The organism is Actinomadura sp. 6N118 (genome assembly GCF_044326415.1).
Classification (GTDB): domain Bacteria; phylum Actinomycetota; class Actinomycetes; order Streptosporangiales; family Streptosporangiaceae; genus Spirillospora.
Genome location: NZ_JBIRAZ010000002.1, coordinates 754,875 through 774,806, shown reverse-complemented (window position 1 = coordinate 774,806; position 19,932 = coordinate 754,875). Strand labels below are relative to the sequence as shown.

Genomic DNA, 19,932 nt, shown 5'->3' with positions numbered 1-19,932 from the left:
CCGCTAACCGACCGTTGTGAACGTTCGAGAGGGCTGAACGTTCGAGAAGGGCTCTGTCATGTCGTCGACCGCACCCCCCGACGCAGGTGCCCGCGCCGGGGCCAGAGAATGGGCCGGCCTCGCCGTCCTGGCGCTGCCGGTCCTCCTGCTGGCGCTGGACAACAGCGTATTGTTCCTCGCCGCCCCGCACCTGGGCGCCGACCTGCGCCCGTCCGGCACCCAGCTGTTGTGGATCATGGATGTCTACGGCTTCATGGTGGCCGGTTTCATGATCACCATGGGCACGCTGGGCGACCGCGTCGGACGCCGGCGGCTGCTGCTGACCGGCGCGGCGGCGTTCGCCGGCGCCTCCGTGCTCGCGGCGTACTCCGCGAACCCAGAAATGATGATCGTCGCCCGGGCGCTGCTGGGCGTCACCGGCGCGACGCTCGGCCCCTCGGCGCTCGCGCTGATCGGCACGATGTTCGGCGACCCGCGCCAGCGGGCCATGGCGTTCGGCATCTTCACCGCGTGCTTCATGGGCGGCGCCGCCCTGGGGCCGGTGGTCGGCGGTGTCCTGCTGGAGTCGTTCTGGTGGGGATCGGTGTTCCTGCTGGGCGTCCCGGTGATGGTGATCCTCCTTGTGGCCGGATCGTTGATCCTTCCCGAGTACCGGGACACCGCGGCGGGCCGCGTGGACCTCATCAGCGTCGCTCTGTCGCTCGCCGCGATCATGCCGGTCATCTACGGGCTCAAGGAGATCGCCGACGAGCCCGGACGTGCGGTGCCGTACGTGGCGGTCGTGATCGGCCTGGGCTTCGGCATGTGGTTCGTCCGGCGGCAGCGGTCCTTGGAGACACCGCTGCTGGACATGGCGCTCTTCAAGGGGCGAGGCTTCACCGCCGCACTGGCGATCCTGCTGCTCACGGGCATCGTGCAGAGCGGGCTCTATCTCTTCGTCAGCCAGTACCTGCAGATGATCGAGGGGATGTCGCCGCTCAAGGCGGGCCTGTGGCTCGTTCCGCCGGCCCTGGCGCTGGCGGCCGGGTCCGTGCTGGCACCGGTCGTCGCCCGCCGGTTCCGCCCGTCGCACGTCATGGGCGCGGGGCTCGCGCTCGGGGCCGCCGGGCTCCTGGTCACCGCCGCGGCCGACGGCCTGGGGCTCCTCATGACCGGCGTCGTCATCGGGTTCTTCGGCACCGCGCCGGTGAGCGTCTTCGTCTTCGACCTGATCGTGGGGACGGCCCCGGTCGAGAAGGCGGGTTCCGCGTCGGCCGTCGCGCAGACCTCCGGGGAGTTCGGGATCGCGCTGGGCGTCGCGACGCTGGGCAGCCTCGGGACCGCCGTCTACGGCAGCCGGATCGACGTACCAGGCCAGGTGCCGGCCGGGTCCCGGGAGACCGCCGCCGACTCGCTGAGCGGGGCCATGGAGGTCGCCGCGGGGCTGCCCGCCGCCGTCGCCGCCGACCTCCTGCGCGCCGCGCACGCCGCGTTCACCGACGCGCTGGCCGCCGTCTCGGTCGCGAGCGCGGCCTTGATGATCGCCCTCGCCGTCGTCTCGCTGGCCGTCCTGCGATCGGTGCGCCTGGCCGGGGAGGACGTCCGCGGCCCTGAGCAGGCAGAGCCCGCCACCGGAACGCGATCCGAAGAGATCACCGTCGGTGACGGCTGATCTTCACGCCCCGCGCCCGCCCGGCCTCCGCCGGGCGGGCGCGCCGCATGTCTTCCCCGACCCCCTCTTCCCCGTCCCCCGTCCGGTCACGGTGTGACGATGGCCAGGGTCGCGTCGTCGTGGATCTTGTTGCGCGGCCAGCGATCGCCCTCCGGGTCGGTGCGTTCGGTCTCGCGGGTATGGTCGATCAGCCCGGTGGGACCGTGCTCGTCGATCAGCTGGACGAGGCCGGGCCAGTCGGTCAGGCCGAACTCGTCGACCAGCCGGGTGGCGCCGTCCGTGAGCAGGAAGGCCCGCCGCAGGTCCCGCAGCGGGATCGTGCCGGTGATGGCGTGCTCGGCCACACCCGGGTCCGCAGCGGCATAGACATGGCCACCGGTGATCTCCTGGAGGAATTCCGTGCCGTCGAGGAGCAGGGTGGAATCGGCGAGGACCAGGTAGTCCAGCACGTCACCGCGAACGCGGAGGGCCAGGACCGTGGCGGCTGGCGTGGTGGCGAGCCCGAGATCGCAGGTGGCACGGTGCGAGGCCGCGACGTCGGCGATGGCCCCGGCCAGCCGGGCGACGAGTGGCCGACGGGCCGGGCGGTGGGCTCCCTCGGGCGGGCCGACGGGCGGACCTGCCTGCGGCGCCGCACCCATGCTGTCGGTGAGCCGTGCCAGCAGCCTCGTGCCGAGGGAACGCGCGTACCAGGCGGTGCCGTGGACGCAGCCGAGATCGGTGCCGAGCGAGAGCCCGCAGCCGTCGAGCATCACCACCGCACCGGGCGCGGCGGCCACGAAGTCCTCGTTGGGCCGCTCAGGGCTCCCCTGATCGGTGGCCCACGCCATGTGCTTCACGCGTCCTCCTGAGGGTGTCCGCGCTCGACGGCGAGGCTCAATCGCCGTCGCTCCGCTCCGCGGCCGTCTGGGCGCGGCCGGTCAGGTCTTCCCAGAGCTCGTCGACCTGAGCCTTGAGATCGTCGAGCGAGCCGGAATTGTCGATCACATGGTCGGCGACGGCACGGCGGGCCTCGCGGGTGGCCTGGGCGGCGATCCGGGCCCGGGCGGCCTCCTCGGTCATGCCGCGCCGGGTGGTGAGGCGGTCGAGCTGGGTCTCCACCGGGGTGTCGACGACCACGACGACGTCATAGAACCCGGCGAGGTCGTTCTCGGTGAGGAGGGGGACGTCGTAGACGACGATCGCGTCGTCGGGAGCGGCGTCCATCAGCTCCTGCATGCGCGCCCCGACCAGCGGGTGCACGATGGCGTTGAGGGCCTTGAGCCGGTCGGCGTCGCCGAACACGATCGTGCCGACCTTCTCGCGGTCGAGCCCGCCATCCGGGAGCAGGACCTCCTCGCCGAACTCCGCCACGACCGCGGCCAGGCCGGGCGTGCCCGGCTCGACCACCTCGCGGGCGATCTTGTCGGCGTCGATGACGAGGGCGCCGTGGCCGGACAGGCGCCTGGACACCTCGCTCTTGCCCGAGCCGATCCCGCCGGTCAGTCCCACTCGCAGCAGCACGGGATCACGCCTCCTGGGCGGCGGGCACCAGGGGCTTGCGCATGTGCACAAGGGTGAGGTGCGCGGCGACGCGTTCGCGATGGGTCTCGGTGTAGCCCAGCCGGCGGTAGAGCCGCAGGTTGCCGTCGCTGAGGTGGCCGGTGAACAGCACACACGCGTCGGCGCGGGCCATGACCTCGCGTTCGAGCGCCTCCATGAGCCGCCTGCCGATGCCGCGGCCCTGCATGTCGGGCACCACCACGAGCCGGCCGATCAGGCAGGTGTGATCGCTGAACTGGGCGCGCACGGCGCCGACGAGCCGCGCGCCCGCCATCGCCTTGAGCACCACCGAGTCGGCGTTGAGCATCTTGTGGAGCTGCTCGTACGACTCGACCAGCGGCGGGATGAAGGGATCGCCGTACAGCTGCGCCTCGCTGACGTAGGCGGCGCGCTGCACGGTCAGGATCTCCCCCGCGTCGTCGGGCTTCGCCGGCTCGATCCTGACGTCCTCAGTGCTCATAGGGCGAACCTTACCGGGGCGCCCGCCGCCGGTCCGCTCAGCGCCCGATCCGGACGGTCACCCCGACGGGATAGTGATCGGACGCCTCGGACCGGGTCACCCTGTAGTCGTCCAAGACCAGGTCGTCGGTGCCGATGATCCAGTCGATGCGCTCGCCGTCGGGGGTGGTCGGCGTGGCGTCGCCCCTCGCCGCGCTGCGCAGCTCGACGCTGCCGCCGCTGCCCTCCAGCAGCCGGCTGATCTCCGGGCTCCCGGGCTGGGCGTTCATGTCGCCGCCGATGATCGTACGAGGGGCGCCGCCCCAGTTCCGCAGCAGCGCGGTCACCTCGCGGATGCGCTCGTCCGCCTGGTCGCTGCCGCCCTCCAGGTGCGTCGACCAGACGTCGATCGAGGTGTTGCCGACGCCGAGACGCGCCCACACGAACCCGCGGATCTGCGACCAGTCCCCCTTGGTCATCCGGCCGGTACCGGACTTCTTCACCGGCAGCGAGGTGAGGATCGCGTTGCCGAACTGACCGTCGGCGGCCGGGCCCCACAGCAGCTTCATGCCGAGCCTGCGCGACAGCCAGACGCCCACGTCGGTGGTGCCCGACAAAAGGGAGCCGCGGCTGGCCTCCTGGAGCAGGACGACATCGGCCTTTTGCGCCTCGATGGTCTCGGCGATGCCTTCGGGGTCCAGGCGGCCCTTGGTGTTGACGGCGTCGTGGATGTTGTAGGTGACGACGCGAACCTGGCCGGGGGTGGCCGCGCGGGCCTCGTTCTTCGGGGTGGCGATCGTGAAGATCACGGTGCCCAGGAGCAGGCCGAGCGAGGCGGCAGCGGCGGTCACCGCCCGCAGCGGCGCGCGGGCGGGCAGCGGGCCGCCGCGCGCCGCGGCGATCGCGGCCAGCGCGCCCAGCGCGATCCCGGCGAGGCCGGGCAGCACGTTGTTGGGCAGCGGCAGCGGCGTGACGGCACTGACCTGGTACGGAATCAGGATCAGCGCGACAAGGAAACCGCCCAGGGCGGCGCTCACGTCGATCCGCCACACCGGACCGCCGGCGCCGGCGCGGCGCAGCGGAGCCCGGCACGCGACCGCGAGCAGCCACGCCGCCAGGACCTGGCCGACGATCACAACGGGCACCACCTCGATGCCGGCGACCGCGTACGTCCCGGCGATCGCCCCGGCGCCCACCCCGAGGAGCGTGCCGCCCAGGACGCAGACTCCGCCCGGGACGGCACGTACCGCCAGACCCGAAGCGAGGAACGCCAGCGCCAGCCCCTGCCCGGCGACGATCACGATGTGCGCGCCGACGAGCGACTGCCAGCCGGAAGAGGCGACGAACGCCGGGCTGGCCAGAATCAGAACCTGCAGCGCGAGGAACGGGCCGAACGCAGCCGCACCCAGTGCGTCCCGCCAAGAGATCCCCGGTGCGGTGACAGGACCGGACGACAGCTCCCGATAGAGCGCCGCAGCCCCCAGACCCACGTACAACAAGCAGGCCAGCCACGGCCAGACACCGGAACGCCAGGCGGGGTCCCAGGTCGCGAACGCCATCCGGACGGCGGAGTCCACCGCGAGGCCCGCGATCGCCGCCGTGGCGAAGCCGACACCCGACAGCCCCCGGGCGCCCTCGTACAGCGCCGCCACCGCGACCATGCCGATGGCCGTGCCGAGGAACGCCAGCCAGAGCTGCGGCGACAATGCCTGCGCGAGCAGCCGTACGGCGAACAGGCCGCCCACGCCGACCAGCAGCAGGCCCTGCGGCCCGGCCGCCCGCCTGATCAGCGGGCTGAGGAAGCCCGCCAGATAGACGAGCACCACGAGCGCGGCGGCGGCGCCGGTGCCCGCGGTGTCGGCGAACCGGTCAAGCTGGGGAAGCGAGAAACGCAGGGTCTGCGCGAGGACGGCGACCGTGATCGCGATCAGTGCGAGCCGCGCCGGGCCCTGCGGGACGATCGAGGGACCGGACGGCTGGGCGGGACCACCGGTCTGATCAGGTCGGGGAGTGCCTACATCTGTACTGGCCAAGGGAAACAGCTGCTCCGGAGGACGAGCGGGTACGAGGGGCCGTGCCCCGGGATCATGGCCCGGGATCGGCACCGGGGAACACGGATCCGAGAGTATCGGCAACGACCCCGACGGGTCGAAAAGCACGCCGAACACCCAAGCAGATCCAAGCAGCCCTTACCCGGCCTCCAGCCCGCAAACGGCGGGCGCCAGTCGATGAGCGGCGGCCGCCAGATGATGAACGGCGGCCGCCTGACGATGGGGCCCCAGGGACCGGCATCCCGGTGGAAAACAGATCACGGCCGGAGGGGGATCCTGGGGATCTCCCTCCGGCCGTGATCTCAGGTCACCGACCGGGCGGCATGGGGGCCGGAGCCCCCACGTGGCTTACTGACCGCCGGAGAGCTTCTCGCGCAGTGCCGCGAGCGCCTCGTCGGTGGCGAGGGCGCCACCTACGGTCTCGGCCTCTTCGCCGCCACCGGAGTACGAGGTCTCGCCGCCGCCACCGCCGCCGCCGACCGTGGTGGTCCCGCCGGTGGCTTCGGCTTCCGCCTCGGCCTTGCGGGCGTCCTCGATCTGCTTGCGGTGCGCGTCGAACCGCGAGCGGGCCTCGGCGTACTGCCGCTCCCAGGTCTCGCGCTGCTCGTCGAAGCCCTCGAGCCACTCGCCGGTCTCGGCGTCGAAGCCCTCGGGGTACTTGTAGTTGCCCTGCTCGTCGTACTCGGCGGGCATGCCGTACAGGGTCGGGTCGAACTCCTCTTCCTCGACCACGACGCCCTCGTTGGCCTGCTTGAGCGACAGGCTTATACGGCGCCGGTCGAGGTCGATGTCGATGATCTTCACGAAGATCTCGTCGCCGACCTGGACGACCTGCTCGGGGATCTCCACGTGGCGCTCGGCCAGCTCGGAGATGTGCACCAGGCCCTCGATGCCCTCCTCGACGCGGACGAACGCGCCGAACGGCACCAGCTTGGTGACGCGGCCCGGCACGACCTGGCCGATCTGGTGGGTCCGGGCGAACTGCTGCCACGGGTCTTCCTGGGTCGCCTTGAGCGACAGGGAGACGCGCTCGCGCTCCATGTCGACGTCCAGGACCTCGACCGTGACCTCCTGGCCTACCTCGACGACCTCAGACGGGTGGTCGATGTGCTTCCAGGACAGCTCGGAGACGTGCACCAGACCGTCGACGCCGCCCAGGTCCACGAACGCACCGAAGTTGACGATCGAGGAGACCACGCCCTTGCGGACCTGGCCCTTCTGGAGGGTGTTGAGGAAGGTCTGGCGGACCTCGCTCTGCGTCTGCTCCAGCCAGGCACGGCGGGACAGGACCACGTTGTTGCGGTTCTTGTCCAGCTCGATGATCTTGGCTTCGAGCTCGCGGCCGACGTACGGCTGGAGGTCGCGGACCCGTCGCATCTCCACGAGGGAGGCGGGCAGGAAGCCGCGCAGGCCGATGTCGAGGATGAGACCACCCTTGACGACCTCGATGACGGTGCCGGTGACGATGCCGTCCTCGTCCTTGATCTTTTCGATCGTGCCCCAGGCCCGCTCGTACTGAGCGCGCTTCTTGGACAGGATCAGACGGCCTTCCTTGTCCTCCTTCTGAAGGACGAGGGCCTCGACGTGGTCTCCGACGGTGACGACCTCGTTGGGATCGACATCGTGCTTGATGGAGAGCTCGCGAGAGGGAATGACACCCTCGGTCTTGTAGCCGATGTCGAGGAGGACCTCGTCACGATCGACCTTGACGACGGTGCCTTCGACAATGTCGCCGTCGTTGAAGTACTTGATGGTCTCATCGATCGCTGCGAGGAATGCTTCCTCGGAGCCGATGTCGTTGACCGCTACCTGCGGGGTGGTCGAGGTGGCCTCGGTGCTACTCGTCATGTGTCGGCTGGCTCCGGATACGGACATGCGTAGGTGTCATCACTGCGCGGAGGGCTTTATATCCGCCCTGCCGAGGACCGGGAAGGGACGCAGCCTGAGCGACGTCAATGAACCGAACCGAAGTCAACGACCTGACCGAGCGCGAGCCTGCTCCGTCTGAAGCACGCGCAAGCCCACAGCGCAGCGATCAGGATATGGGACCAGACACGTGGGGTCAATCTGCGGAGGCCTGCTTGGGCCCCTCTACTCAGTAGGAACGCCCGAAAGACCGATATTTCTTGGCGAGCAGCCTCTCGTCCGATGCCCGGAACGAAATGGTATTCGGATCGCCGTCCGATGTGTACCGCGTGTCTGGATCTTTGTCCAGCTTGTCCAGCCAGGCGGTCGAGCAGAACTCCCGGCAGTCGTTCTCGCTGATCTTGCCCTCGGACCGCACCCGCAGGACCGCGAACGGGTCGAAGTCCTTGTCGAACGGCGAGTCGGAGGGCTTCCAGCCGGCCAGGAGCAGCCCCGTGAAGTCGTACTCCCCGTCCTTCTTCTGGGCCCAGGACCGCTTCTTGGGCACCGACCCGAACGGGTAGGCGAGCGTCGTCGAGTGGGTCCCCGTCAGCGAGACGATCTTGCTTTCCAGCCCGCCGATCTCCTTCTGGACCTCCTTTTGGGACAGCTGCGAGAGGTCCGGATGGCTCACCGTATGGTTGCCCAACTCGAAGCCGTGCTGCTGCAGCCACTTGAGCCCCGCGCCCGCCTGGTCGCCCATCCCGAAGAGGTCGTCGTTCAGGTAGAAGGTCGCGACTGGCCGGAACCCCGGGAACTTGGCCGCGACCTCCATCAGGATCGCCACCGCCGTGTCGGGCTTGGGCCTGCCCTGCGCGTCCAGCCCGAAATGACCGGGAGTGCTGTCGTCGAAGGTCAGCACCACCGGGTGTTTGCCCAGCGGCACATCGATCCGCCCGCTCACCAGCTCGGCCGCCGTGATGGGCACGTAGCCCTCCTCGGCGAGCCGGGTCACCTCGTTCCGGAACTCCTTGACCGACCGGTCCAGTGACAGCTCGGTCTTCTTGAGGATCCGGTGGTACATGAGCACCGGGATCTCGCCCAGTTCGTTCGCCTTGGCCGACACCGCCGCCTGGCTCGCGGCTCCGATCTTGCCTGGCCCCGTCGGCGCCGGGGACGCACTCCGTGTCACTGCGGGTGCCGCCGTGGTCGTGCCCCCAGGTGAGGCCTTGGCCCGCTGCGCCGCATGGGCGGCGTCCTTGCGGGGCTTCTCCTCACTTCGGTCCGCAGGAAGCGTGAGCCCAAGGACCACCGCACAAACAATCAGAAAACCGGCGAGCTTGTGGAGGGCTGGCACGGGCCTCCCGTCGATCGGCCTGACACGACCAGAACAGCCTAGGCCCGCACGCACCCACCCGAATAGGAAGCCGGGCGCCCGATTCAACGAACGCCCGGCCATCCGTCGGCTAACCCTCCGCCCTCCCCTTCGTCAGCAGGGCCACGACCTGCTCGAACCTGTCATCGATCTTCTGATCGAGCAGATCGAACCTGGCATCCACACGCTCCAGCTTGGCGCCCATGCCCTCCAGCCTGGCACCCATGCCCTCCAGCCTGGTGTCCACGCCTCCGAGCCTGGTGTCCACGCCTCCGAGCCTGGTGTCCACGCCCTCCAGCTTGGCGTCCACGCCTCCCAGCCTGCTGTCCACGCCCTCCAGCCTGGTATCCACGCCTCCCAGCCTGGTATCCACGCCTGCCAGCCTGGTGTCCACGCCCTCCAGCTTGGCGTCCACACGCTCTAGCCTGGCGTCCACGCCCTGGAACGCCAGGGTGTGCTTGTCCTGCGTCTTCCGGACTTCCCGGAGGATGTCGTAGATCGCATCGATGTCGTTGGTGTTGCGAGCGATCCGGGTGTTGATCTCTTCTGGGGTCCTCACGGTGAGGAGTCCTCTCTCTCGCGTCGTCGCGGACCGAGAGGTCATGGGTGGGTTTCGTGTATGGCGGATCGGCGAGGCTGTCGTGTGCCCGCTGGCCGGGCATCAGAGGGAGCGGCGTCCTGCTGCTTACGACCGTGACCCGATATCGACCTCAGTAAAGCGGCGAGCCGAGGAAGCTCGCCGCAGCCACTATATCGCTCTCTGTGATTGCCGTCCCGGAAATGGTTAATGTGCCGCGTCTTGCCAGGTGCGGCCGGTGCCCATGGAGATCTCTAGGGGAGCCTTGAGCTCGTAGGCGCCGGCCATCTGCTCGCTGACCAGGGCCTTGAGGTCGTCGTGCTCGCCGGCGGCCACTTCGAAGACGAGCTCGTCGTGGACCTGGAGGAGCATGCGGGACTTGAGGCCGTGGGCACGCAGGGCCCGGTCGACGTTGAGGCTGGCGACCTTGATGATGTCGGCCGCGGAGCCCTGGATGGGGGCGTTGAGGGCCATGCGTTCGGCCATCTCGCGGCGCTGGCGGTTGTCGGAGTTGAGGTCGGGCAGGTAGCGGCGGCGGCCGAGGATGGTCTCGGTGTAGCCGTCGTGGCGGGCCTTGGCGACGACGTTCTGCAGGTAGTCGCGGACGCCGCCGAACTGCTGGAAGTACTCCTCCATGAGGCCGCGCGCCTCGTCCGGCGAGATGCGCAGTTGCTGGGAGAGGCCGAACGCCGACAGGCCGTAGGCGAGGCCGTAGTTCATCGCCTTGATCCGGGCGCGGAGCTCGGAGTCGATCTGGTCGGCGGGCAGGTCGAAGACCCGGGACGCAGTGATCGTGTGGAAGTCGGCCCCGGAGGTGAAGGCGTCCAGGAGCGCCTGGTCCTCGGAGAGGTGCGCCATGATCCGCAGCTCGATCTGGCTGTAGTCGGCGGTCAGGAGCGACTCGTGGTCGGCGCCGACCACGAAGGCCTCGCGGATCTGGCGGCCCTCCGCGGTGCGGATCGGGATGTTCTGCAGGTTGGGGTCGGTGGAGGAGAGCCGCCCGGTGGCGGCGACCATCTGGTTGAACGTGGTGTGGATGCGCCCGGCGTCGTCGGCCATCGGGATGAGCGAGTCGACGATGCTCTTGAGCTTGGCGACCTCGCGCCAGCGCAGGATGTGCTCCAGGACGGGGTGGCCGTCCTTGGCGAGCAGGTTGGTCAGCGCCTCGGAGTCGGTCGTGTAGCCGGTCTTGGTGCGCTTGGTCTTGGGCAGCGACAGCTCCTCGAACAGGACCTGCTGGACCTGCTTGGGCGAGCCGAGGTTGAACTCGTGCCCGACCGCGTCGTGCGCGAGCTGCTCGGTCTCCTTGACCTGGCCGCCGAGCGAGGCCGACAGCCCGGCCAGGTGGTCGGCGTCGACGGCGATGCCGGCGCGCTCCATGTCGGCCAGGACGCGGACGAGCGGCAGCTCGACCTCGTGCAGGAGGCGGGTGGCGCCGCGCTTTTCGAGGTCCTTGTCGAAGACGTCGGCGAGCTCGGCGACCGCGCGGGCGCGGACGGCCAGGGCGCCCGCGGCCTCCTGTTCGCCGGAGCCGTCGAGGGTCAGCTGGCCGGAGTCTTCGGTCTCGCTGCGCAGCTCGCGGTGCAGGTAGCGCAGGGCCAGGTCGGCCAGGTCGAACGTGCGCTGGCCGGGCAGCGCGAGGTAGGCGGCGAGCGCGGTGTCGCTGGTGAGGCCCTCGAGGGTCAGGCCGCGGGCGTAGAGGGCGAGCATCGGGCCCTTGGCCTCGTGCATGGCCTTGGGGTGGGCCGGATCGGCCAGCCAGTCCGCGAGCGCGCGTTCGTCATCCTCGATCAGCTCGGCCGGGTCAAGGAAGACCGCAGGGCCCTTCTTGGAGGCGAGCGCCAGAGCTGTCAGCTCGCCCGTGCCGCGGCCCCAGCTGCCGGTGACGGCGATGCCGATGCGGTCGGCGGTGGTCGCGTTGCCCTGCAGCCAGGCGCCGAGGGCCCCCGGCTCCAGTTGCTCCAGGTCGATGTCGAATCCCTCGTCGGCCTCCGGCTCGGGCGCCGAGAGGGACGCGTAGAGGCGCTCGCGCAGCACCCGGAACTGCAGCGAGTCGAAGAGCGCGTGGATCTCCTCGCGCTCCCACTGGCCCATCGACAGCTGCGGCGGGGTGAGCTCGAGCCCGACCTCGCAGTCGAGCTTGTTGATCTGCTGGTTGCGCAGCACGTCGCCGAGGTGCTCGCGCAGGTTGTCGCCCGCCTTGCCCTTGATCTCGTCCACGTGTGCGACGAGCTCGTCCAGGCCACCGTACTTGGCCAGCCACTTGGCGGCGGTCTTGGGCCCGACGCCGGGCACGCCCGGCAGGTTGTCGCTGCTCTCGCCGACGAGCGCGGCCAGCTCGCGATAACGCTCGGGCGGAACTCCGTACTTGGCCTCGACCGCGGCCGGGTCGTAGCGGCCCAGCTCCGACACGCCCCGGATCGGGTAGAGGATCGTGACGTCGTCGTTGACGAGCTGGAACGCGTCGCGGTCACCGGTGACGATGAGCGTCTTCATGCCGGCCTCGGTGGCCTGGGTCGCGAGCGTGGCGATGACGTCGTCCGCCTCGAACCCCGCCACCGACAGGCGCGGGATGCGCATTGCGTCCAGCACCTCGAAGATGAGGCTGATCTGGCTCCGGAACTCGTCGGGGGTCTTCTGCCGGCCGGCCTTGTACTCGACGTACTGCTCGTGCCGGAACGTCGGCTCGGACCGGTCGAACGCCACCGCGATGTGCGAGGGCTTCTCGTCCCGCAGCACGTTGATCAACATCGACGTGAAGCCGTAGACCGCGTTGGTCGGCTGCCCGTCGGTCGTCGAGAAGTTTTCGACCGGGAGCGCGAAGAACGCCCGGTAGGCCAGGGAATGCCCGTCTAGGAGGAGGAGCCGCTGCTTGTCAGGGGTCGATGGTTCTGTCGCCACACCAGGACTCTAGTCTGCCCGTACGACAGTTTGAGGGAGGCATGGGTGACTGACACCGGCGATCAGCGGGCGAAGATCCTTGAGGAACGGGGGATCGACGCCCATGGCGATCTGGCGCAGGCGATGGGGGTCGAATACCTCGAAGCCTCGCCGGAGCGCGTCGTCGGCCGCATGCCGGTCAAGGGCAACACCCAGCCGTACGGCCTCCTGCACGGCGGCGCCTCTTGCGTCCTCGCCGAGTCGGTCGGCTCCGTCGGCGCCGCCCTCACCGCGGGTGAGGGCCGCATCGCCGTCGGCATCGAGATCAGCGCCACCCACCACCGCTCCGCGACCGAGGGCTTCGTGACCGCCGTCGCCACCCGGGTCCACGGCGGCCGCACGCTCGCCACCTACGAGATCGCGATCTCCGACGACCAGGACCGCCGGGTCTGCACCGCCCGGCTCACCTGCATGCTCCGCGACGCCCCCATTTCTTGACGCGACGCCCCCATTTCCTGACAACAGGATCTTTCTCGGGTCAAGTCGCGACTTCCTTTGCGGTCGGCGTTGAACGGTCGGTAGCGTGGATTGGAACGGCCCGGGATCACTGAGTAGACAACGTACGTGTCCGGGGAAGGCCCGTGCGGCCCCAAAGGTGATCCCGGGCCCGAACACGTCCTGACCCGGGGTGGCGACCTTTTTCGAGCCACGAAGGCGTGGCCGGTGACCGGCTAAGGGCGGTCACCGGTTGCGGTTCGATTTCAAAAGGGCCTCCGGTGTTCCTGCGGATGAGCAATGCTGCCTACCGTCGCGTCATGCGCTTGATCGTTGTTGCGGCGGCATTCGGGATCGTGCTGGCCTCGTCCGCGGGATGCTCCGGGGACGACGAGCCTCCCAAGGCGTCGGCCACGTACGAGTTGTCACCCCGGCCTGTGCGGCCCGATGAGAAGGCGCTGAAGCTCGCCCCCATCTCGGACGGGGACACCTTGTTCACCGTGATCGGGCTCACCGTCATGCCGGAGATCACGGGGAGCCATGCCAACGTGAGGGCGAAGGGCCAGTTCGTGCGGGTCCGGCTTGTGATGGTCAACAACGGCCGCACCACGACGCTCGTGGACGTGAACAAGCAACAGCTGCTCTCCTCGGACGGCGCGGCCCACAAGCCGGACTACGACGCGATGATCGTCAAGCGGCAGCCGTTCAAGTTCGACCTGGGTGCCGCGATGCGCGTGGAGTTCGACCTCTGGTACGACATCGCGGCCGGAGCCAAGGCCACGGCTCTGCGTCTCTTCGGCGGCTCCACGCTGACCGACATGAAGGACGAAGAGGGCACCGATCTCCGCCTGCCCTGAGAACCGGCCTCCGCCTGCCCTGAGAGCGTGCGCTTGGTGCGCTTGGAACGGCGGAAGCCGTGGCCCCCGCGAGGTCTCCCCCGCGAGTGCCACGGCTTCCGATCAGACGGCTCGTCCCGTCAGGCGGCTTGTCCTGTCAGGCGGCTAGTCCTGGCCGTTCCGTGGGGTGGTGTCGACGGCGGTGTCGTCCGCTGCCTCGTCCACGGCCAGGTCGCCACCGAGGTAGGCGGCCCGGACCTCCGGGTCGGCCAGCAAATCCGCGGCGGGCGCGGACTTGACGACCTTGCCGGTCTCGATCACGTACGCCCGGTGCGCCAGCGAGAGCGCCTGCTGGGCGTTCTGCTCGACCACCAGGACCGTGGTGCCGCGCCGGTTGATCTCCTCGATGATCTTGAAGATCTGCTGGATCAGCATCGGTGCGAGCCCCATCGAGGGCTCGTCGAGCAGCAGCACCTTGGGCTTGGTCATCAGCGCGCGGCCGATGGCCAGCATCTGCTGCTCACCGCCGGACATGGTGCCGCCGGCCTGCTTCTTGCGCTCGCCGAGCCGCGGGAACAGGTCGTACACCTCGGCCATGTCCTTGGTGAGGTCCCCCTTGCGGGCGTAGGCGCCCATGTGGAGGTTCTCCTCGACCGTCATGCCGGGGAAGATGCCCCGGCCTTCCGGCGACTGGCCGATGCCCAGCAGCACCCGCTTGTGGCCCGGGACCTTGCTGATGTCCTTGCCGTCGAAGGTGACCCGGCCGGACGTCAGCGGACGCAACCCGGAGATCGTCTTCAGCGTGGTGCTCTTGCCCGCGCCGTTGGCGCCGATGAGAGTGACGATCTCACCCTCGTCGACCTGCAGCGACACGCCCTTGAGCGCTTCGATCTTGCCGTAGTGGACGTAGATGTCCTCGATCTCAAGAAGCATCGGCGGGAGCCCCCAAATACGCTTCGATCACCTTCGGGTTGCTCTGGACCTCCGAGGGCAGCCCCTCGGCGATCTTCTCGCCGAAGTCCAGCACCGCGATCCGGTCGGCGATGTTCATCACCAGTCCCATGTCGTGCTCGATGAGCAGCACGGTGCGGCCGGAGTCGCGGATCTTGCGGATGAGCCCCTGCAGCGCGACCTTCTCCGCGGGGTTCATGCCCGCCGCGGGCTCGTCGAGCAGCAGCAGCTTCGGCTCGGTCGCCAGCGCGCGGGCGATCTCGAGCCGCCGCTGGTCACCGTACGGCAGGTTCTTGGCCGTCTCGTCCGAGCGGTGACCGATGCCGACGAACTCCAGCAGTTCCCTGGCCAGCTCACGGCCCCGGCGTTCTTCCTTGTGGTGCCAGGGCAGACCGAGGATCGCGCCGATGGCGCCGGTCTTGTGGTTGGCGTCGGCGCCGACCATCACGTTCTCCAGCGCCGACATGTTGTGGAACAGCCGGATGTTCTGGAACGTACGGGCGACACCGCGCTTGGTGACCTTGAACCGCTTCATGCCGCTGATGCGCTGGCCGTCGAAGTGGATCGCGCCCTCGGTCGGCTTGTAGACGCCGGTGGTCACGTTGAACACCGTGGTCTTGCCGGCGCCGTTCGGGCCGATCAGCGCGAAGATCTCGCCTTGGTTGACGTTGAACGCGACCTTCTTGAGCGCCACGACGCCGCCGAAACGCATCACGACGTCGCGCAACTCCAGCAGCGGGGTCGCCGTGCCTGCGGCGGGCGCCTCAGGCGCCTTGTCCATGCTCACGTCGCTCACTTGCCCACCTCCGGAGCCGCGGTCGTCGGGGTGGCCACCTCGGCGCCCATGGAGCCCATGCCGCCGGAGCCCTCCTGCATCTCGGCCTTGCGCTGCCGGGACGGCAGCAGGCCCTCGGGCCGGACGATCATCATGATCACCAGCACGGCGCCGAAGAGCATGTAGCGGTAGTCGTCCAGGAACCGGAACCGCTCCGGCAGCCAGGCGATGATGAACGCACCAAGGATCACACCGGGGATGTTGCCCGATCCACCGAAGACCACGCAGACCAGGATGGTCGCCGACAGGATGAACGGGAAGTTCTCCGGCTGGATGTAGCCCTGCACGCCGCCCATCTGCCCGGTGCCGCCCAGACCGCCGACCATCGCGCCGACGAAGAACGCGAGCAGCTTGAACTTGAACGTGGGCACGCCCATGAGCTCGGCCGCGTCCTCGTCCTCGCGGATCGCGGCCCAGGCGCGGCCGACCCTGCTCCTGTTCAACCGCACCGAGATGACGATCACGAGCACGATCATCGCCACGATGAGGTAGTAGAACGCGCTCGCGTCCAGCACGTCCTCGAAGTCCAGACCGAACATCGCCGGTGGCCGGGGCAGGTCGGAGAGGCCGCGCGAGTCGCCGACGTAGGTGGTGTTGCGGGCGACGATGCGGATGATCTCACCGAAGCCCAGCGTCACGATCGCGAGATAGTCGCCGCGCAACCGCAGCGTCGGCGCGCCGAGGATGATCCCGGAAAGCGCGGCGATGACGAGCGCAGCGACGACCGTGCCCCAGAACGGCCAGCCCTCCCTGCCGAGCACGCCGACGCTGTACGCGCCGATGGCGAAGAACGCGACGAATCCGAGGTCGAGCAGGCCGGCCTGGCCGACCACGATGTTGAGGCCGAGCGCCAGCAGGATGTAGATCCCGATGGGGTCCCACAGTGTGGTGATCCAGTCGGTCTGCGGCGACATGACCGACGCGACACCCTCGGTCGGCAGGACGAAGACCACGAAGAGGAGCACCAGGAGGTAGGTGAGCCAGCGTGTCCACATGGGCGCGTCCGCCCACCAGTCGCGGATCCGGTCCGACACACCGCTCCTTGCACTGAGTGTCTGCTTGATGTTCATGCGCGCGCCTGCTGGAGAGATTCACCGAGGATGCCGGTGGGACGGAACATGAGGATGACCACGAGAACGGTGAAGGCGATGACGTCCTTCCACTCGGAGCCGAAGAAGATCGCGCCCCAGTTCTCGATCAGTCCCAGCGCGAAGCCGCCGAGCAGCGCGCCGCGCAGGTTGCCGATTCCGCCGAGCACGGCGGCGGTGAACGCCTTGACGCCGAGCACGAATCCGACGTTGTAGACCGTCAGCTCGAACTCCACGACGTACAGCACGGCGGCGACGCCGGCCATGGCACCGCCCAGCAGGAACGTGGTGCGCACGATCGTGTCGATGTTGACGCCCATCAGGACGGCCGTCTCGGGGTCCTGCGCGGTCGCCCGGATGCCGCGGCCGACCTTGGTCCGGCTCACGAACTGGTCGAGCATGATCATCATGATCACCGCAGCGACGATGACGATCACGTGGTCGAGCCGGACGGTGGCTCCGAAGATCTCAAAGAGCTTGTCGCGCTCGACGAGCCGGGGCACGCCGACCTGGTTGCGGCCCTCGGGCCGGTCGAACAGATTGGGGATCACCTGCAGGGCGAACAGCTCCTGCAGGAAGAAGGACGCGCCGATCGCCGAGATGAGCGCGGCCAGCCGGGAGGCTCCCTTTTTCCGCAGCGGGCGATAGGCGACGACCTCCAGGAGGACCGCCGCGCCGCCGGACGCCGCCATCGCGACCGCCATGATCAGCAGCAGCATGCCGATCATCGCGAAGCCGGTGTACGGCGAGGTCACGGTGAAGATCTCCGTCACCGTGAACAGTGCGGCGATCGTGCCGATCATGAAGATCTCGGAGTGCGCAAAGTTGATCAGGCGCAGCACGCCGTAGACCATCGTGTAGCCGAGCGCGATCAGCGCGTAGATGGCTCCGACGGTCAGGCCACCCACTGTGGACGGCCAGAACTGGTTGATGAAGTCGTTGAGCAATGGGTTCGCCTTCAAGACGGGGACGGCGGTCAGCCGTCCGACTGACAGAGGCGGGAGCGCGGTAGCGCTCCCGCCTCGGCGCCGTCACATGCGTGGCAACTAAGCCGATCAGCCCTTCGGCTTGGCCTCGTCGGTCTTGCCGAGCCACGTGATGGCTCCGCCCTGAACCTGGTACAGGTGAATCGTGGTCTCGGCCAGCTCACCCTCCGGGCCCCACTTGACCTGCTTGGACACACCCTTCGTGTCGTAGGTCTTGAGGAATTCGTTGATCTTCTCGCCGGTCTCGTTGCCGGCCTTGATCGCCGCAGTGAAGGCCGTCGCGGCGTCGAAGCCCTCGGTCGAGTAGATCGCCGGGTTGGTGTTGGCCTTCGCCTTGTAGTCCGCCACGAACTTCACCAGCGTCGGGTCCTTCTGCTCACCGAACGGGATGAAGCAGGGGCAACCGAGCAGGGCGTTCTCAGCCTGCTTGGCACCGGCCGCCTCGACCAGCTTGGCGTCCAGCGAGCCGTCGCCGGAGGCGAACAGGGCGGTCACGCCGCCGTCGCGCAGCTGCTTGAGGAGCTTGCCGCCCTCGGAGTAGTAGCCGCCGTAGAAGATGACGTCCGGCTTGGCCGCCACGACCTTGGTGACGGTCGAGGAGAAGTCCGACGCCGTCTCGTCGATCTGGTCGCGCTGGGTGTCGATGTTCTTGGCCTTGAACGCCTGGAAGGCGAAGTCACCGATACCGATGCTGTAGGCCTTCTTGCCGTTGATGACGTAGGCCTTCTTCGGCGACTTGGCCTTGATCAGGGCCTCGGCGATGCCGGTGCCCTGGGCCTGGTCGGTGGCGACCAGGCGGTGCCAGTACTTGTGGCCCGCCTTGGACAGGTCCGGGTTGGTCGCCGACGGCGTGATGCTCGGGACCTTGCCCTTGTCCAGGATTCCGTTGGCGGCCTTCGACTCGCCGGAGAACGCCGGGCCGATCATCCCGACGATCTTGTCGTCCTTGATCGCCTTAGGAGCCAGCGCCGCGGCCTGGTTCTCCTTGCCCTGCGTGTCATAGCGGATCAGCTTGACTTTTTTCTTCGGGTTCGTCGCGTTGAACTGGTCGACCGCCAGCTGCGCACCGTTGAACGGCGGGATGACGATCGCCGAGTCCGGACCCGTAAGGTCACCCATGAAACCGATGTTCAGGGTGTCACCGCCGCTGCCGCTGTCACTGTCGCCGCAGGCGGCCGCACCGAGCGCCAGCACCGCGCTCATCGCCACCGCTCCGGTGACTCTCATCATGTTGCGCCGCAAGGTGCCCAACCTTTCCATCCGGATCCTCAATGGATCGGGTACGAGTGTTGACCCCGCGACTTCGCCCTCAACGGGTGAAAGCGGTCACTCGGGGACCTGTCCGTAGTACACCGATGTGACATCACAGTTCAGCACCCAAGAGCAGAAGGGTTACCCCTTCGTTACGCCTCCGTGCCCATGTGACACTGTCCCGTACATGGGGTGATTATAGTACGTTATCACCTGACACAGACGTCCCATGAATGCACGGCGAAGACTCGCTGACTTTCACCACGACTCGTTCCGCCCTCACGCTGACGGGATGGTCAGGGTGTCGGGGAGCCATCGGAGGGCTTGCCCAGGGCACCGGCCAGGACGGCGTCGGCCACGGCCCGCATGGTCAGGCGGCGGTCCATGGAGGTCTTCTGGATCCAGCGGAAGGCCTCGGGCTCGGTCCAGCCGTTGGCCTCCTGGAGCAACCCCTTGGCGCGGTCCACGACCTTGCGGGTCTCCAGGCGATCCTGGAGGCCGGCGACCTCGGACTCCAAGGCGCGCAACTCGGTGTAACGGCTGACGGCCATCTCGATGGCCGGCGCCAGGTCGGTCTTGGTGAAGGGCTTGACGAGGTAGGCCATGGCACCTGCCTCGGTGGCCCGCTGCACCAGCTCGCGCTGGGAGAACGCGGTGAGGATGACCACCGGCGCGATCCGGTCGGCGGAGATCCGCTCGGCCGCCGAGATGCCGTCCAGGATGGGCATCTTGACGTCGAGGATCACCAAGTCCGGCTTGAGTTCGGCGGCCAGCCGCACGGCGGTCTCGCCGTCGCCCGCCTCGCCGACGACCTCGTAGCCGTCCTCCTGCAACATCTCCTTGAGGTCCAGGCGGATCAGTGCCTCGTCCTCAGCGATCACCACACGTCGCGCGCTCTCCGTCACGCGCACGAGACTACCGGGACGCGCTAGTCTGGTCTGCGGCAGGTAGGGCGATCCTCTACGGGTTTTTAACCTCTGAGGAATGTCCGATATAAGCCCCGATATCCCAATGGCAGAGGAAGCGGTCTCAAACACCGTTTAGTGTGGGTTCGAATCCCACTCGGGGCACCCATCCTGGAGTGCACCGGCCTGGAGCGTCATCCCGCAGGTGATCGCTCATACCCGCATG

At 68.5% G+C, this 19,932-nt stretch carries 17 protein-coding genes and 1 tRNA gene; 4 read left to right on the top strand and 14 right to left on the bottom strand.

Annotated elements, in window-relative coordinates:
- The first annotated feature begins 58 nt into the window (after window positions 1-58).
- Window positions 59-1,651 (top strand): MFS transporter, encoded by a 1,593-nt coding sequence (locus ACH34W_RS07415; RefSeq protein WP_395959946.1) that lies wholly within the window; start codon window positions 59-61, stop codon window positions 1,649-1,651.
- 86 nt (window positions 1,652-1,737) lie between these two features.
- Here ACH34W_RS07415 and ACH34W_RS07410 read toward each other — a convergent pair whose 3' ends face one another.
- The 8 genes from ACH34W_RS07410 to polA all read right to left on the bottom strand — a co-directional run bounded on the left by ACH34W_RS07410 (window position 1,738) and on the right by polA (window position 12,380).
- Window positions 1,738-2,490, bottom strand: coding sequence for an integrase (locus ACH34W_RS07410; protein WP_395959945.1), 753 nt, complete (start codon window positions 2,488-2,490; stop codon window positions 1,738-1,740).
- Window positions 2,491-2,527: 37 nt separating this feature from the next.
- Window positions 2,528-3,151 (bottom strand): dephospho-CoA kinase, encoded by a 624-nt coding sequence (gene coaE / locus ACH34W_RS07405; RefSeq protein ID WP_395960071.1) that lies wholly within the window; start codon window positions 3,149-3,151, stop codon window positions 2,528-2,530.
- A 7-nt stretch (window positions 3,152-3,158) separates the two neighbouring features.
- Complete coding sequence (locus ACH34W_RS07400; protein WP_395959944.1) at window positions 3,159-3,653, bottom strand: GNAT family N-acetyltransferase; 495 nt, start codon at window positions 3,651-3,653, stop codon at window positions 3,159-3,161.
- A gap of 37 nt (window positions 3,654-3,690) precedes the next feature.
- Window positions 3,691-5,664 (bottom strand): endonuclease/exonuclease/phosphatase family protein, encoded by a 1,974-nt coding sequence (locus tag ACH34W_RS07395; RefSeq protein WP_395959943.1) that lies wholly within the window; start codon window positions 5,662-5,664, stop codon window positions 3,691-3,693.
- A 366-nt stretch (window positions 5,665-6,030) separates the two neighbouring features.
- On the bottom strand, window positions 6,031-7,530 hold the full coding sequence (gene rpsA / locus ACH34W_RS07390) for a 30S ribosomal protein S1 (RefSeq protein ID WP_395959942.1): 1,500 nt from the start codon (window positions 7,528-7,530) through the stop codon (window positions 6,031-6,033).
- Between the two features lie 247 nt (window positions 7,531-7,777).
- The gene (locus tag ACH34W_RS07385; protein WP_395959941.1) at window positions 7,778-8,839 is read right to left on the bottom strand and encodes a polysaccharide deacetylase family protein; all 1,062 of its coding nucleotides are present in this window, start codon (window positions 8,837-8,839) and stop codon (window positions 7,778-7,780) included.
- 154 nt (window positions 8,840-8,993) lie between these two features.
- Window positions 8,994-9,461, bottom strand: a complete 468-nt coding sequence (locus ACH34W_RS07380) for a hypothetical protein (protein ID WP_395959940.1) — start codon at window positions 9,459-9,461, stop codon at window positions 8,994-8,996.
- A gap of 225 nt (window positions 9,462-9,686) precedes the next feature.
- Entirely contained in the window at window positions 9,687-12,380 is a 2,694-nt protein-coding gene (gene polA, locus ACH34W_RS07375; protein WP_395959939.1) for a DNA polymerase I, read from the bottom strand.
- 123 nt (window positions 12,381-12,503) lie between these two features.
- Here polA and ACH34W_RS07370 point away from each other — a divergent pair, with 123 nt between their 5' ends.
- The gene (locus tag ACH34W_RS07370; protein ID WP_395960070.1) at window positions 12,504-12,857 is read left to right on the top strand and encodes a PaaI family thioesterase; all 354 of its coding nucleotides are present in this window, start codon (window positions 12,504-12,506) and stop codon (window positions 12,855-12,857) included.
- 317 nt (window positions 12,858-13,174) lie between these two features.
- Entirely contained in the window at window positions 13,175-13,711 is a 537-nt protein-coding gene (locus ACH34W_RS07365) for a DUF4352 domain-containing protein (protein ID WP_395959938.1), read from the top strand.
- 144 nt (window positions 13,712-13,855) lie between these two features.
- On the opposite strand, the gene ACH34W_RS07360 is transcribed toward ACH34W_RS07365, so the two are convergent.
- From ACH34W_RS07360 to ACH34W_RS07335, 6 genes are all read right to left on the bottom strand, one after another.
- A complete protein-coding gene (locus tag ACH34W_RS07360; protein ID WP_395959937.1) occupies window positions 13,856-14,623 on the bottom strand; it encodes an ABC transporter ATP-binding protein in 768 nt (255 codons plus the stop codon).
- On the bottom strand, window positions 14,613-15,422 hold the full coding sequence (locus ACH34W_RS07355; protein ID WP_395960069.1) for an ABC transporter ATP-binding protein: 810 nt from the start codon (window positions 15,420-15,422) through the stop codon (window positions 14,613-14,615). Before ACH34W_RS07355 ends, ACH34W_RS07360 begins: the two co-directional genes overlap by 11 nt.
- A gap of 11 nt (window positions 15,423-15,433) precedes the next feature.
- On the bottom strand, window positions 15,434-16,510 hold the full coding sequence (locus ACH34W_RS07350) for a branched-chain amino acid ABC transporter permease (protein ID WP_395959936.1): 1,077 nt from the start codon (window positions 16,508-16,510) through the stop codon (window positions 15,434-15,436).
- A 32-nt stretch (window positions 16,511-16,542) separates the two neighbouring features.
- Window positions 16,543-17,511, bottom strand: a complete 969-nt coding sequence (locus tag ACH34W_RS07345) for a branched-chain amino acid ABC transporter permease (protein WP_395960068.1) — start codon at window positions 17,509-17,511, stop codon at window positions 16,543-16,545.
- A gap of 108 nt (window positions 17,512-17,619) precedes the next feature.
- Complete coding sequence (locus tag ACH34W_RS07340; protein WP_395959935.1) at window positions 17,620-18,810, bottom strand: branched-chain amino acid ABC transporter substrate-binding protein; 1,191 nt, start codon at window positions 18,808-18,810, stop codon at window positions 17,620-17,622.
- A 287-nt stretch (window positions 18,811-19,097) separates the two neighbouring features.
- Window positions 19,098-19,712, bottom strand: coding sequence for an ANTAR domain-containing response regulator (locus ACH34W_RS07335; RefSeq protein ID WP_395959934.1), 615 nt, complete (start codon window positions 19,710-19,712; stop codon window positions 19,098-19,100).
- Between the two features lie 86 nt (window positions 19,713-19,798).
- On the opposite strand from ACH34W_RS07335, the gene ACH34W_RS07330 reads away from it, so the two are divergent.
- Window positions 19,799-19,871, top strand: a tRNA-Leu gene (locus tag ACH34W_RS07330).
- Window positions 19,872-19,932: the final 61 nt, after the last annotated feature.

What these genes read in the sequence shown, in the direction of transcription:
- ACH34W_RS07415 (WP_395959946.1), top strand. Translation starts at nt 59, where the DNA reads ATGTCGTCGACCGCACCCCCCGACGCAGGTGCCCGCGCCGGGGCCAGA.
- ACH34W_RS07400 (WP_395959944.1), bottom strand. Translation starts at nt 3,653, where the DNA reads ATGAGCACTGAGGACGTCAGGATCGAGCCGGCGAAGCCCGACGACGCG.
- rpsA (WP_395959942.1), bottom strand. Translation starts at nt 7,530, where the DNA reads ATGACGAGTAGCACCGAGGCCACCTCGACCACCCCGCAGGTAGCGGTC.
- ACH34W_RS07370 (WP_395960070.1), top strand. Translation starts at nt 12,504, where the DNA reads ATGGGGGTCGAATACCTCGAAGCCTCGCCGGAGCGCGTCGTCGGCCGC.
- ACH34W_RS07365 (WP_395959938.1), top strand. Translation starts at nt 13,175, where the DNA reads ATGCGCTTGATCGTTGTTGCGGCGGCATTCGGGATCGTGCTGGCCTCG.
- ACH34W_RS07360 (WP_395959937.1), bottom strand. Translation starts at nt 14,623, where the DNA reads ATGCTTCTTGAGATCGAGGACATCTACGTCCACTACGGCAAGATCGAA.
- ACH34W_RS07355 (WP_395960069.1), bottom strand. Translation starts at nt 15,422, where the DNA reads ATGGACAAGGCGCCTGAGGCGCCCGCCGCAGGCACGGCGACCCCGCTG.
- ACH34W_RS07340 (WP_395959935.1), bottom strand. Translation starts at nt 18,810, where the DNA reads ATGGAAAGGTTGGGCACCTTGCGGCGCAACATGATGAGAGTCACCGGA.